The 13,433-nt window shown below is 62.9% G+C and carries 10 protein-coding genes, 1 tRNA gene and 1 other RNA gene; 7 read left to right on the forward strand and 5 right to left on the reverse strand.

What is annotated here, in order from left to right; all coding sequences use genetic code 11:
- Positions 1 to 365 precede the first annotated feature (365 nt).
- The 4 genes from P12x_RS09220 to hflK all read left to right on the forward strand — a co-directional run bounded on the left by P12x_RS09220 (position 366) and on the right by hflK (position 5,980).
- Positions 366 to 438, forward strand: a tRNA-Ala gene (locus tag P12x_RS09220).
- Positions 439 to 978: 540 nt separating this feature from the next.
- Complete coding sequence (locus tag P12x_RS09225; RefSeq protein WP_435010570.1) at positions 979 to 4,113, forward strand: cation-translocating P-type ATPase family protein; 3,135 nt, start codon at positions 979 to 981, stop codon at positions 4,111 to 4,113.
- Positions 4,110 to 5,072 carry a protease modulator HflC gene (hflC, locus tag P12x_RS09230; RefSeq protein WP_435010571.1) on the forward strand — a complete coding sequence of 321 codons (963 nt, stop codon included), beginning with the start codon at positions 4,110 to 4,112 and terminating at the stop codon, positions 5,070 to 5,072. The genes P12x_RS09225 and hflC overlap by 4 nt, the downstream gene beginning before the upstream one ends.
- The gene (gene hflK, locus P12x_RS09235) at positions 5,069 to 5,980 is read left to right on the forward strand and encodes a protease modulator HflK (RefSeq protein WP_435010572.1); all 912 of its coding nucleotides are present in this window, start codon (positions 5,069 to 5,071) and stop codon (positions 5,978 to 5,980) included. Before hflC ends, hflK begins: the two co-directional genes overlap by 4 nt.
- Here the strand turns inward: hflK and trmB are convergent.
- The gene (trmB, locus tag P12x_RS09240; protein ID WP_435010573.1) at positions 5,974 to 6,747 is read right to left on the reverse strand and encodes a tRNA (guanine(46)-N(7))-methyltransferase TrmB; all 774 of its coding nucleotides are present in this window, start codon (positions 6,745 to 6,747) and stop codon (positions 5,974 to 5,976) included. The genes hflK and trmB overlap by 7 nt on opposite strands.
- A 203-nt stretch (positions 6,748 to 6,950) precedes the next feature.
- On the opposite strand from trmB, the gene P12x_RS09245 reads away from it, so the two are divergent.
- Positions 6,951 to 8,162, forward strand: a complete 1,212-nt coding sequence (locus P12x_RS09245; protein WP_435010574.1) for a PmoA family protein — start codon at positions 6,951 to 6,953, stop codon at positions 8,160 to 8,162.
- On the opposite strand, the gene P12x_RS09250 is transcribed toward P12x_RS09245, so the two are convergent.
- The 4 genes from P12x_RS09250 to P12x_RS09265 all read right to left on the reverse strand — a co-directional run bounded on the left by P12x_RS09250 (position 8,152) and on the right by P12x_RS09265 (position 11,151).
- Positions 8,152 to 8,754 (reverse strand): 5-formyltetrahydrofolate cyclo-ligase, encoded by a 603-nt coding sequence (locus tag P12x_RS09250; protein ID WP_435010575.1) that lies wholly within the window; start codon positions 8,752 to 8,754, stop codon positions 8,152 to 8,154. The two genes, P12x_RS09245 and P12x_RS09250, sit on opposite strands and share 11 nt — an antisense overlap.
- An 82-nt stretch (positions 8,755 to 8,836) precedes the next feature.
- A non-coding RNA gene (ssrS, locus tag P12x_RS09255) (6S RNA) lies at positions 8,837 to 8,995 on the reverse strand.
- An 81-nt stretch (positions 8,996 to 9,076) separates the two neighbouring features.
- Complete coding sequence (locus P12x_RS09260; RefSeq protein WP_435010576.1) at positions 9,077 to 9,856, reverse strand: UvrB/UvrC motif-containing protein; 780 nt, start codon at positions 9,854 to 9,856, stop codon at positions 9,077 to 9,079.
- Between the two features lie 236 nt (positions 9,857 to 10,092).
- Positions 10,093 to 11,151 (reverse strand): DUF4912 domain-containing protein, encoded by a 1,059-nt coding sequence (locus P12x_RS09265; protein ID WP_435010577.1) that lies wholly within the window; start codon positions 11,149 to 11,151, stop codon positions 10,093 to 10,095.
- A 946-nt stretch (positions 11,152 to 12,097) separates the two neighbouring features.
- Here P12x_RS09265 and atpB point away from each other — a divergent pair.
- Both atpB and atpE read left to right on the forward strand, forming a co-directional pair.
- Positions 12,098 to 12,913, forward strand: coding sequence for a F0F1 ATP synthase subunit A (gene atpB, locus P12x_RS09270; RefSeq protein ID WP_435010578.1), 816 nt, complete (start codon positions 12,098 to 12,100; stop codon positions 12,911 to 12,913).
- A 169-nt stretch (positions 12,914 to 13,082) separates the two neighbouring features.
- Positions 13,083 to 13,400, forward strand: coding sequence for an ATP synthase F0 subunit C (atpE, locus tag P12x_RS09275; protein ID WP_435010579.1), 318 nt, complete (start codon positions 13,083 to 13,085; stop codon positions 13,398 to 13,400).
- Positions 13,401 to 13,433 lie beyond the last annotated feature (33 nt).

A 13,433-nucleotide genomic window follows, 5' to 3' on the forward strand; every position in this document is an offset into this window, starting at 1 on the left:
ATGAAGTCGAGCGATCGACCCATCAACTGCTCAAACATCACGACGCGTTCGTCCGAGATTCGAAGGGGCCAACCATGACAAAGTTAAGATTCCGGGAATGCGCGTTCGAGACTTGCATGGTGATCTTCAGCGGAGGATTTTTGCTCTGGTACATCGCGGCGAAACTTGCCGTCTGATCCTCGGGAACCTGGCGTTTTTGATCGCCGAGTTTTTGGCCATACCTCCGGCACTGGGGCGTCTCTTCCCGACAAATCCTCCGTGCGTCCTGGTCATCGCTCTCAACGTTTGTAGCCCTGGAGGACTCGCAATTTGAACTCCTCTGTTGACATGCTCCTCCCTCTCATGATAGATTTTAATCCACGCGAGGGGGATTAGCTCAGCTGGGAGAGCGCTTGCATGGCATGCAAGAGGTCAGGGGTTCAAATCCCCTATCCTCCACTTTTACCTCGTAGATTTAAGATATTTCGACCTCGACAAAAGACCCTGGAATTTTCCAGGGCCTTTTGTTTTCGAATACTCTCCCGATCGAGTCATTCGGGGAGTCCCAGGGCGGCTAATCCAGCAAACGGGAAATCCATTGACTGGACATAATCGCCCGGGATGGCTCGGTCGTCGGAGACTCGCGGTCAGTCATGAACCGGTCGGAAGCTATCGAATTCCCAGGATACCGGCCGACTTCCACCATGCTGCTCGTGATCGCAACTTGCCAACTTTCGAGCTTGAGAACCTTAGATTGCGTCGCCACCTTGATGGCGGACGGGCGATGACGATGAGAGATCGGGCCGGGCTTTTTGAGGGCTCCGACCGCAGAATCTCCCGACGAGAGAGTTCGACGAGTCACTAGATCCATGAACCGGCCGCCCGCTATCATGGGGCGAACCGAATGATCTGCAACTCCGATCGGGCAGGGACCCGCCAAGAGGTTCCCCTCCGCAGGCCGAATCCAAGCAAAGACTTGCGAAACGAACGAGGCGACCGTTGCACAGGGAATACCATCCCGCCGACATGCACCACCTCCGGTCGCACGCCTTCGGCGACGGCGGGCATGACGACCACCATCATCATGATCAGGACCATCCCCACCATCACGACGAGCGATCGCTCTACGCGATGACTGCGGTTTTGGGGATCTTGATCGGAGCAGACCTCGTTTTCGGAGGACTGGGCTGGGATTCGTTCCGATCTCCGATGGGAATCTCTCTGGTCTGGCTCGCGGCGATCCTGGGTGCTGGTCGCATCGTCTACGGAGCCCTGGAGGCCCTGGTCCAGGGTCGAATCGGGGCCGATGTCGCGCTGGCCCAGGCGTGCCTGGCGGCCATCATCATCGGACAGCCGTTCGTGGCGGCCGAGGTTGTCTTCATCGCCCTGGTCGGCGAGGTCCTGGAAGCCGTCACCTTCGCCAGGACCCAGCGCGAGATCCATCGGCTGCTCGAACAGGCTCCCCGGACCGCCCGGGTCCGTCGCGATGGAGCGGAGTTGGAGATCGCGGTCGATCGAGTGATCCCCGGGGATGTGGTCCTGGTCCGGGCCGGCGAACGGATCCCGGTCGATGGGCCGGTCTTGCTCGGCCGATCGAGCGTCGATCAGTCCGCACTGACCGGAGAGTCGATGCCGGTCGAAAAGGGAGCTGGCGATGAAGTCTTCACCGGCACGGTCAACCAGTTCGGCCTGATCGAGGTCCGGGCCGAGCGGGTCGGGCACGAATCGACGCTGGGGCAGGTCCTCCGGATGGTGGCCGACGCTCAGCACCGCAAGGCCCCGCTGGAGAAGACGGCGGATCGCTATGCCCGGTACTTCTTGCCCGTGGTCGAGGTCGTGGCCCTTTCGACAATCCTGGCGGGTTATGCGTTCGGTTGGCCCGACAAGTGGTCGAGGGCGGTGGCGGTCCTGGTGGTGGCGTGCCCTTGTGCCCTGATCCTGGCGACTCCCGCGGCCGTCCTGGCGGCGATGGCCTGGCTGGCCCGCCACGGGATCCTGATCAAGGGGGGCGCGGCCCTAGAACGGCTCGCCCGATGCGACACCTTCGCCTTCGATAAGACGGGGACGCTCACGAAGGGACAACCCGAATTGGCTGGGGTCGTCGCCCTGGGAACCCTGGGAGAGGACGAGCTTTTGACGCTCGCCGCGATCGCCGAATCGGGTAGCCGACACCCGCTGGCCGGTCTCGTGGCGAAAGCGGCCCATGATCGAGGCCTGACCGCGCTGGCCGCCGACGAAATCGAGGCGGTCGCGGGTGCGGGAGTTTCGGCAAGCTATCGGACCGAGAGCGGCACTTCCCGCCGGGTCCTGGTCGGCAACCTCCGGCTGATGAACGAAGCGGGCATCCCACTTGGGCCGGCCGAGGTGGCCCTCGCCGAGGTCGACGCGAGGGGCGAGACACCTCTGATCGTCGCGGTCGATGGTGCGATCGTCGGACTGATCGCGGCTCGGGACACCATCCGTCCCGAAGCCCACGATATCGTCCACGATTTGAAGCACCTGGGGATTACCGAGGTCGCCGTGCTGACCGGCGACCGGGCCCCGGCCGCTCGCTTGGTCGCGAAGAAAGTCCACATCAAGCTCTTCGAGTCGGAACTGCTCCCGACGGACAAGGCAAAATGGGTGGAAGGCCGTCAGGCCGAAGGGCGCCGGGTGGCGATGGTCGGCGACGGGATCAATGACGCCCCTGCCCTGGCCAAGGCCGATGTCGGGATCGCCCTGGGCCGGATGGGCTCCGACCTGGCGGCCGAGGCGGGCGACCTGGTCATCCTGGGAGAACCACTGGCGAATCTCCCCGGACTCCTCAAGCTTTCCCGGGCGACTGTCGCGATCATCCGCCAGAACATCTTGATTTTCGCCTTCGGCCTGAACGCCCTGGCGATGGGATCGGCCTTCCTGGGGATCCTCGGCCCGATCCCGGCCGCGATCCTCCATCAGGCGGGCTCTTTCCTGGTCCTGCTCAACAGCATGAGGCTCCTCTGGTTCGGCGATTGGCGGTCGAGCGGCCCATTCCGGGCTCTCCGAAGACTCGGCCACGCGATCGAGCATTGGGATGATCGCTACGACCCGGCCCACGCCTTCCATCAACTCCTGCTCCGCTGGCGGCTCCTCCTGGGAGCGGGACTCTTCGGAGCCCTGGCTGCTTATGCGACCTGGGGCTGGTCGGCCATCCAGCCGGGCGAGGTCGGGCTCCTTCGCCGATTCGGTCGGTTCGTCGGGGTCCTTGAGCCCGGCCTCCACCTCCGGCTCCCTCCTCCCTTCGAAGAGGTAACTCGCCTGGAGCCGGATCGGGCCCGGAGCGTGGAAGTCGGTTTTCGGTCGGGGTCTTCCGGCCCCGTCGGTCCGGTCAGCTGGGAAAGCTCGCATCAACGGGGGTCTTCGGCCCGGTTCGAAGACGAGTCGCTCCTGATCACGGGGGACGGCCAGCTTGTCGAGGTGGCCGCATCGGCCGAATATCGGCTCGATCCGCGACCCCAGGCACTTCGGGCCCTCGCCTTCCGCACGATCGACGCGGAGTCCGCCCTGCAGATCATGGCCGAATCCGCGATCCGGGAAGTGATCGGCCGACGGCCCCTCGACGGGCTCCTCACCGGGGGGCGCTCGGAGGCGGAACAAAATGCGACCGATCTCCTCCAAACTCGGGTCGATGAGTCGGGACTTGGCATCAGGATTGACCGGGTCACCTTCCAGGACGTCCACCCACCTCTCGCGGTGGTCGACGCCTTTCGGGAGGTCTCAAGGGCCGCGAGTGACCAGCTTCGGAGGGTGGCCGAGGGAGAGACTTACCGCTCGGGCCGCCTGATCTCTGCCGACGGCCTGGCCATCTCGCTCGTCGAGCAGGCCGAGGCCGATCGATCGACCCGGACCTTGAGGGCCTCCGGCGAGGCCGAAGCGTTCCTGGCACGCCAGGGCGCGAGGACGACGGCCCCTGACATCACCGATCTTCGACTCTTCGGTGAAACGATCATCTCCAGCTTCGCGGGCAAGGAAAAAGTCATTCTCGACCCCTCGCCGGGCGAACGTCGCCAATTATTCCTCCCGGACTTCCCCGGCCAGGCCCGTGCCTTGACCCTGCCGGGCTCCTCACTCACGGACCCTCGACCCAGTCCGGATCGGACGCCTCCACGACCATGAAACTCAAGCCACGATTGCTGATGACCCTCGGAATCCTCAGTCTCGTCGCCTTCCTGGCCTGGCGATCGGTGGTGATCGTCGACGAGACGGAATTCGTCCTGGTGACCGAGTTTGGACGGACGGTCGAAGTCTACGGCGACGACCCCGATGAGACGGGCTTGCATCTCCGGAAGCCCTGGCAGTCCTCAATCGCGATCGACCGTCGGCTCCGGGTCTTCGACCCTCCCACTCGCGAGATGATCACCGGCGACAAGAAGAACCTGGAAGTCGCCAGTTATGTCGCCTGGCGAGTGAGCGACCCCCGGAGGTTCGTCGCGGCGGCCGGGACACTCGAAACCGCCGAGTCTCGACTCAACGAACGAGTCTCGGCCGCCTTGAATGACGCCCTGGGACGCAGGGACCTGGCGAGCCTGGCCTCGACCGACCCCGCCATCTGGAAGCTCGACGCCTTGACCGACGCGGTCCTCGGGGCGGTGGCACGTCCGGCCAGGGATGAGTTGGGGGTCGATGTCCTGGACGTCCGGCTCCGCCGGTTCAACCACCCGGTCGAGGTCCGACCCGCCGTGTTCGAACTGATCCGCGCCGAGCGTAAGCAGGTGGCCGAGCGACTCCGGGCCGAGGGAGAGGCCCGGTATCAGGTCCTCAAGAGCCAGGCCGATCGCGAACGGGACGCGATCCTGGCAAAAGCCGAGTCCGAGGCCGAAACGATCCGAGGGCGAGGCGAGGCCGAGGCGACCCGGCTCCTCAACGACGCCCACTCGCGCGATCCGCGGTTCTACGAGTTCGTCCGGAGCCTGGAGACGTACCGGGCACTCCTCGATGACCGGACCACGCTGGTCCTCTCCTCGGCCTCTCCCCTGCTCCGACTCCTGACCCGCGGGCCATCCGAGGACCTCCTGACCCCGGCCCCTGCCCCGTCGGACGACAAGGTCGCCCTTCCACTGGGATCGAAACCATGAGTCGGATGCGAATCGGTTCACTCCTGGTTGGGTTCCTGACGATTCTCATCGCCTGGAGCGGCTGGACCACGGTCGAACCGGGTGAGGTGGTCGTGGTCCGCCGGCTGGGTCGGACCCTCCCCGAGCCGTGGGGACCGGGGCCGCACTGGATTTGGCCATTGGGGATCGATCGGTCGACGAGGCTCAGGCTCGACGAGGTCCGTCGCCTGGAGTTCGGACTCCCCGAGACGTCAGGCCCGCTCAATGCCCCCGGCGATGGCGAGTACCTGACCGGCGACCTCAACATCCTCAGGGCCCGGGGAGTCGTTCAGTATCGGGTGTCGCACCCCATCTCGTTCGTTCTCCGATCGGAAGACCGTGACCGACTCCTGGTCCGGATGACCGAAGCGAGCGCGACCCGAGCCCTGGCCACCCGGGGGATCGATCAACCGCTTCGATCGGGCCGCTCCGAGATTGCTCGCGAGATTCAGACGAGCCTGGCCAGTTCCGCCGACGCCCTCGACCTGGGTGTCTCGATCCTGGGCATCAACCTCACCGATGCCCGCCCGCCGATCGAGGTCGAGCCGGCTTTTGCCGAGGCCCAGTCGGCCCAGTCGGAGCGAGACCGTAAGCTGGTCGAGGCCGCAAGCCTGGCTCGAAACATGCGGCCGGCAACCCTCGCCTCGGCCGGTACCCGGATCGATGAGGCGAATGCCCGTGCATCGAGGTCGGCCGAGATGGCCCGAGCCCAGGCTGGCCGCTTCCTGACACTGCTGGCCGAGGCCGACCGGTCAAGGCCACTGACCATCCGACGCCTTTACCGGGATGCCCTCCGCGAGTTGATGCCACGCGTCCGCCGGAAGATCCTGATGACACCGGACGAGCCGGTCGACCTCGGGCTATTCGGATCGGGCAACTCCGATCAGTGACGGCCTGATGGCCCGTCTTGTCGGCTCTCCCAGGCATCCAGGTCGCACCAGGGCCCGCGACTTTGAAAGCTGGGCGGCGGCATCGATTCGGCCAGACGGAGGGCATCTCCCGGGGTAATCTCGTCTCGCCGGATTCCGGAACCTCGGAAGATCTTCAGGCCACGGCTCCTCGCCAGGATCTCGCGCCGACTTCGCCCTTCGGGGGCGTCGGGCCAGGGTCCTTCCTGTTCGCGGAATGCGAAGAAGACGGGGAGGACCCGACACATGTACTCCCAGTAATCCGGGTTGTCCGTCTGGATCACGAAAAGGCCGCCCGTCCCGAGCGACCGGTGGACCTCGGCCAGGAATCGGGGCGTTACCAGTCGAAGGTGGGCCTGTCGGGGATCATGATAGGGCTGGGGATGATAGAGGTGGACCTCGGAAACACGAGACGTCGAGACATACGCCCGCATCAACGTCTGGGCGTCCTTCACCGCGAACCGGACGTTACGCAGTCCCCTCTGATTCGCTCGCCGGGTGGCGTAACGGATCACTACGGGTAGAATATCACTGGATAGATGGTCGATCTCGGGACGGGCCAGGGCACTCTGGAGCGTAAACCGACCATTGCCGCAGCCCAGCTCGAGAACCACTGGAGCCACTCGCCCGAAGATCGCCTCGAAGTCGAGCGGGCCGGCAGGGGGGAGCCGCTTGATGGCCGTCCTGGCCCACCGATCTTCCGGGAGGATCTCGCCAGGGATGGGAATGCCGAACTCTTCCTCGATCATGACAGGCCGACCATTTCCGGACAGTTCACCGAGATTCAGAGGCAACGTCGTCAATCATGGCAACCCACTGTTCGCCCGACAAGGGCGGCCAAGCTTCCGATTCCGGGCGAACGAAAAAGCCTGAGTCCTTGATTCCACCGTTGCTCGCGTTTATCACTCGATGATCCTGGCCCAATCGTCCCGTCCTCGGAGGAGTCGATCCGATGATCTGTTCGTTCAGAACCTTGATCGGGGCGCTGGTCGCTTCGGCGTTACTGATGGGGTCTGCACCGGCCGACCAACTCCTGACCTTCAAGGTCGATGGGACGGGCAAGGAGCTGGGCGAGACGCCCCTGATCTTCGAGCTGACAAAGCCGATCGGAGCGGGTCCAGCTTACGCGATCAAGCCCCTTGACGGAGGCCCCTCTCTACCCGCCACCGTCTTCAAGGATGAGGGCAAGCTCTATCTCGGGACCGTCCTCGACCGTCTGCCCGCCCGAGGACAGCGAGCCTTCGAGCTGATCGAAGCCCCGGCCGATCGGAGTTCCTCCGGTGTCGCCTTCGAGGAAGGTCAAGGCAAGAAGATCGGGATCGTCGTGGGCGGCCAACCACTAATGACCTATGTCCCGGACGATGGACCGAAACCCTATTACTTTCCCGTGATCGGGCCGACGGGCAAGCGCTTGACGCGAGCCTATCCGATGGAGATGGTGGAAGGTGAGAAGCGGGACCATCCCCACCATCGGTCGCTCTGGTTCACCCACGGGAGCGTCAACAAAATCGACTTCTGGAGCGAATTGCCGAACCACGGGACAATCCGCGAGACTTCGAGATCCATCGTCGGCGGTGCCGCAGTCGGATTGATCCGGACGACCGACGACTGGATCGGACCTGACGGCAAGAAGGTCTGCGAGGATGAGCGTGTCGTCCGGATCTACAGCACGAAATCGACCCGCGTCATCGACTTCGACGTGACCCTCAAGGCCACGGTCGGCCCCGTCGTCTTCGGCGATACCAAGGAGGGGAGCTTCGGGGCCCGCGTAGCCACGTCGATGGATGTGACCAGTAATAAAGGGGGCAAGATCGTCAACGCCGATGGGATCACCGACAAGGACGCCTGGGGCAAGCCCTCCCCCTGGGTCGACTACACCGGGCCGGTTGACGGCCAGACGGTCGGGATTGCCATCCTGAATCACCCTGATAGCTTCCGATATCCGACCACATGGCACGTTCGGGATTATGGGCTGTTCGCCGCCAACCCATTCGGATACCACGACTTCGGCATGAAGAACTCGGGTGAATACACGCTACCCAAGGGACAGTCGATCCGATTCGTGTACCGGATGATCCTGCACGAGGGGGCGACCTCGCTCCCCGCGATGACCGCGGCCTTCGAAGGATTCGCGAGCCCGCCCAAGGTGACGATCAGCGAGTGAGCCGCCCCGGCTCGATGACCCAGATCGAGTCAGGATCGGCGATCCCATCGACGGGCTCGTCGTGGGTCTCGATCGGGAGCGGGTCGGACCACTGAGGTCCAAGGATCAACGACCACCGGGGCGCTTCCGTTCGGAGCTTCGGCAGGAGCCGGTCGTAGTGGCCGGCCCCACGCCCGATCCGATAGCCTCGCCGGTCAAATGCCACTCCGGGGACGAGCACCCAATCGACCACCTCAGGAGCGATCTCCAGGAGGCCCGGGCGGGGCTCGGGAATATCTCGAACGCCCGGGACAAGGTGCCGTTGCAGGTCTGTTACCTCGAACAGTCGGAGGCGATTCTCCCCTCGATCCACTCTGGGGAGGATGAGCCGTTTGCCAAGCTCCAAGGCAACCCGCAGCATGGGCCGGGTATCGAACTCCTCGACGAAAGCCGACGCATAAAGCAAGACCGAGCCTGCCGGGGAAAATCCAGGAAGCCGCTCGAATTGGCGAACCAGGGCCGATTCCTGAGCTTGGCGAGTCTCCGGATCCATGGCCTTGATCCGGTCGATCACGGCTCGACGGATCGCGGATTTTGGAGACGACCTGGCCATCAATTCGTCCCCGGGCCGAAATCCTCAAAAGAACAGCCCGCGATCGCCTTCGAGGGAACGAAGGTGATCGCGGGCTGTTGATAAATCTTCCGCCGCAATGCCGTTGGAACGCTTTTGAGAACCCGCAGTTTAAGTGGGCACCTTAGACCTGAACGGACAAGCCGAACGGCCGTGAATTGGTTCCCAACGGGTACTCATTGGTTCGCCAAAAGTACGCCCCTATCGAACATGGCAGAAGACCTTGTCCGGGGTAAACCAGACGGACTCATGGTAGCCGGGGCCTCGCCGACCATCAAGGCCGAAGCCTACAAATCAGGCCCGATCAGGTGGGACGAGTCGCCTTCACCTTGGTCGATGACGAGTCCCCGCGAAGTCTCGAGATCTGATCGCGAATCCTCGCGGCTTCCTCGTAATCTTCGAGGGAGATCGCCAGTTCGAGTTGCTGGATCAGGCGGTCGACCGGCCCGACCGGTTTCGCTTGCTCTATCTCACGACGGAGGCGAATCAGCCGTCCGAGTTCCCGGCATTCGATCTGATCCTCGTTCTCGTCATACTCGCGGAGAAAGGCGCGGATGCCTTCAATCCCTTCGTCGACGGCCTTGAGGGCCACGGCGTGCTCGCCAAGCTCGATCGCGGCCGCACTAAGTGCCCGAGCCCTCATCATCGTGACATAGGGCCGGTAGCGGTCGAATTCGACCTTGTCGCGACGATCTGTGGCATGCTTGACGACGAAGGCAAAGAGCCGGAGATTTCGCGAAGTGTCGCGAGCCACGAGATCGAATCGACCGAGATGAAAAGCGGCGAGGTAGCGGTGGTAGAACTGAACGCCCTCGCGCATCAAGGCTCCGCAATCGTCGGAATCGAGCCGATAATCCTCGATCGAGCCAACCTCATGGGATTTGGCCTCATGGAAGTCCAGGAGCGAGTCGAAACCGTGCGGGCGGAGCCCGTCGGGTCGGCCGGACAATTCCATCTGGATCAGGCCGAGGTCGACCCTCATCTGCAGCTTGTCGCGACCGTCATCCCCGGCAACGATCCGGACCTGGAACTGGTCCGGGTCGTGATCCCAGCCCTGGACGATCGCGGTGATATCCTTGCTCAAGGAGTGTCTCCCTTGCCGTTAAGGTCGTTCACTCGGGCAACCAGGCCTCCCCGGGAGACCATTCGCGAACCTGATACCCGAAAGCGCGATCCGGTCGCTCGGAATGGCGAAGCCGAACCGACTTTCAAGTTTACGCGACCCGACCGATCCGACAATGGGGAACGCCGCGAGAGACTGCTCCGGCGATCGGAACAGTCTCTCGCGGCGTTGGACCCGAGTGCGATCGGATCAGCGAGTCAAAGCTCGTTGCCGTCGTGGATCATCGGCTCGAGTTCCTTGGTATTCCGCTCGACGGCCAGGACGATGGTCCTCTCTTCGACACCATCGGGGCTGGCAGCAACCGCAGGAATGATCTGCCGGGAATCTGGCAGGCTGAATCTGACGGTAAAAGTGCCATCGGGCCGAAGCTGGACCGGCTCCCCCTGGAGGGTGACCTTGGCATTGGGCTCGGTAGCGCCGTAAACGATCAGCTCGGCATCGATTTCGAAGTGGAAACCATTGGACAGCCCGTGAAGGGCACCGGTTCCCAGGCTCTGGAGCGATAGCCCATGCATCGGCCGACGGAGCCGCTCCTCGAACAACTCGCGGAGATCCTGCGAGCTGGCCGCCCCGTTCGCCCCACCCGAGCGATGATAGATCTTCTGGAACTGGTCCTGGACGCTCGCCCAGTTCTCATCCATCACGTCGGACACCCCGGCCTTGGGAGTGCTCACGACGTTGGATCGGGCCAGGACGAAGAACTTTCCCCGACGGGCCAGGTAGCCAATATCAATCCGGTAGGATCGGGGGGGATTGACGACGTCGATATACCAATTATTGACGCCACCGTGGATCTCGATGTCCCGGATGTGTCGCTCGGAAGCGGACGTCGTGTCTTCGCTCGTGACGTCGACGAGTCGGAGGACGGGGCGGGCCGTATGCCAGTCCTGTCCCAGGGCAGCCTGGGCCCTCGCCAGGGTCGAACGACTCAGCTCCCAGTAGGCATGGAGCCAGTAAGGGTCGCGGACCATGGCGATGATCCGGTCCTTGACGCAGGCGTGTTCGAGAGGCCGAGGAGGGCTGACCGGGAGGATTCGTGCCGTGGTTGGAGCGGGGGTTGGCCGTTTGGCGGAGAGGTTCTGGGGGAGTTTCTCGGGCGAGAGTTTCGCGGGATCCTTTTTGAGCGTCGTCGCCGGAGGCGTCAATGCCCGGATCAGTTGATCCTTACGCATCGCATGCCAGCCGACGATGCCTTGCTCTTTGGCCATCCGCGCCAGTACTTTTTTATTGCAGTCCTTGAGAGAATCGACGGTCATACGGGGCCACTCCGTCTCCACCCGATTCATGTTAATTCGATGAAAGGATGGGACAAGGAACGCGAGGTTCATCCGTGAGTGGGCCGATCCGAGCAACTCCCTGTCGCCCGGACTGAAATCACACTTTCGGACCGGCTCTCAAACCTGCGAGACGACGCGTAGACCGGCAAACAAGAAGGGCGGCCATCCCGACCGAAGATCGGTCAAGAGCCGCCCGCTGGAAGATCGAATGAAGTCCAAGTTTGCGACGTCATGCCTGGTCCCCACACTGGCTTAACCGGCTCGTCATCGACGTGGAACATTGCTGCTTAGTTCATAACAAACTCGTCGATCTTCGTCAACAAAAATGTACAGATTGTGTCCGTTTGCGGACACCCAATGCCTGACACTACGTCCACTTGCCGTTGGACCGATCGACTCAATGCTCCTTCCACAACCGAGGTTAACGCGACTGCTTCCGACTTCGTGAAATTTTTCTCGAATAGCCGCCTGGGGTGTTGACTTGCCTTGAGGCCCGTGTAGACTGTGTCTCTCGAACGCAGAATCGAAGTGTCGTGCGATGCGGTTCGCGTGCCAAGTCAAAATCGAATTCCGATCGATCCGGTCCTCACACCGGATACGACGGATGGGAGTTACTTGTGCCCGAAGTCACTCCTCGCTCGCCAATGTCGGTGGGCTTCGAGTGGGCGTCCCGAATCAGCACACTCGGTCTGATGTTCTGCATACCGGCCCTCGTCGGTCATTACGCGGACGCACGGTTGGGCTCGAAGCCCGTTGGCCTGCTTCTCGGAATGGTGCTGGGCTTTATTTTAGGCCTCACAAAATTGCTCAAAATCGCCCAAGAAGCATCTCTCCCCCGGAAATAAGCAAGCCAAGATTCGATCTCCATTAAGTTCTGTCGGGATTCGGTCGGAAATTCGCGGGCATCCCCTGGAATCGCGTTCCCATGGCTTCTGAACACCAACACAGTCCGCTCGATCACGTGGTGGACAACACATTCCTCGAGTTCCCCTGGGGAAATGTTCATCTCCCCAAGATCTCCCTGGGTGTGTTCGAGTTCCAGTTCACCCGGTTCATGGTGATGGAGCTGGTGGCGGCGATCCTGATCGCCGCCATCATCATCCCGCTGGCACGCCACGTCGCCCGTTACCCGATCACTCGGGGGGGGCTCCTGAACGCGTTCGAGGCGATGGTCCTGTTCATTCGCGATGGTGTGGCTCGGCCGACGATCGGCGGTCACGGGGCCGACGCATTCCTCCCGTACCTCTGGACGGTTTTCTTTTTCGTCCTTTTCAACAACCTCCTGGGGATGTTCCCCGGCGGGGCCTCCCCGACCGGCAATATCAACGTGACGATCGTCCTGGCTTTAATGACATTCATCGCGGTCCTGATCGCGGGAATCAAGGCGATGGGGCCGGTCGGTTTCTGGATCGGCATCGTCCCGCCGCTCGACGTCCCCAAGATTATCAAGCCGCCACTCTGGGCGCTCCTCTTTGTGATCGAGGTGGCCGGGCTCCTGATCCGTCACTTCGTGCTGGCCGTCCGCCTTTTCGCGAACATGCTCGCCGGCCACATCGTCCTGGCGGTCATCCTCGGATTCATCCTGGCGGTGACCGGTGCGATGCAATATGTTGTCACTCCCGCGAGCATTGCCGGGGTGGTTGCGTTGAGCCTGCTCGAATTGTTCGTCGCGTTCTTGCAAGCGTACATTTTCACGTTCCTGTCCGCGCTGTTCATCGGCTCGGCCGCCCACCCGCATTAATCCCTCAAGCGGTCGGTTCCCACCTCCGGGAAGGGTCGATCGCCGCCAGGTCGGGTGGCATTCTTCGATGCGAGGCGTCGGCTCCGGGCCGTCGTCCGCCGGGCGGTTCCGCCCTCGCGGCCCCGCTTCTTAACCCGTCAGAGACGCATCTTCAGGAGTCGAGGTTCCGATGAAATTCGCGAAGTCCGCCGCCTTGGTCGTCGCTATGCTCCTGGCCACCACGGCCCTGGCTTCCGCCCAGGCTCCCGCCGAGGCGACCGGGACGGCCGTCGCCGACACCGTGATCTCGTTCCATGGGATCGGCATCGGCCTGGTGATCGTGGGTGCCGCACTGGGGATTGGCCGCCTGACGGCCTCGGCCGTCGAGAGCATGGCTCGCCAGCCCGAGATTGCCGCGAATATCCAGACGGCCATGATCATCTCGGCCGCTCTGATCGAGGGCGTCTCGTTCTTCGCGGTCATCGTCATTGGTTTCATCCTCAAGTGAGGACCCGATGGCCGATCGGTGGGCCAAGAGTCC

This window comes from Tundrisphaera lichenicola, from assembly GCF_051175385.1.
In the GTDB taxonomy this organism is placed as follows: domain Bacteria; phylum Planctomycetota; class Planctomycetia; order Isosphaerales; family Isosphaeraceae; genus Tundrisphaera; species Tundrisphaera lichenicola.

What these genes read in the sequence shown, in the direction of transcription:
- hflC (WP_435010571.1), top strand. Translation starts at nt 4,110, where the DNA reads ATGAAACTCAAGCCACGATTGCTGATGACCCTCGGAATCCTCAGTCTC.
- hflK (WP_435010572.1), top strand. Translation starts at nt 5,069, where the DNA reads ATGAGTCGGATGCGAATCGGTTCACTCCTGGTTGGGTTCCTGACGATT.
- trmB (WP_435010573.1), bottom strand. Translation starts at nt 6,747, where the DNA reads ATGATCGAGGAAGAGTTCGGCATTCCCATCCCTGGCGAGATCCTCCCG.
- P12x_RS09245 (WP_435010574.1), top strand. Translation starts at nt 6,951, where the DNA reads ATGATCTGTTCGTTCAGAACCTTGATCGGGGCGCTGGTCGCTTCGGCG.
- P12x_RS09250 (WP_435010575.1), bottom strand. Translation starts at nt 8,754, where the DNA reads ATGGCCAGGTCGTCTCCAAAATCCGCGATCCGTCGAGCCGTGATCGAC.
- P12x_RS09265 (WP_435010577.1), bottom strand. Translation starts at nt 11,151, where the DNA reads ATGACCGTCGATTCTCTCAAGGACTGCAATAAAAAAGTACTGGCGCGG.
- atpB (WP_435010578.1), top strand. Translation starts at nt 12,098, where the DNA reads ATGGCTTCTGAACACCAACACAGTCCGCTCGATCACGTGGTGGACAAC.
- atpE (WP_435010579.1), top strand. Translation starts at nt 13,083, where the DNA reads ATGAAATTCGCGAAGTCCGCCGCCTTGGTCGTCGCTATGCTCCTGGCC.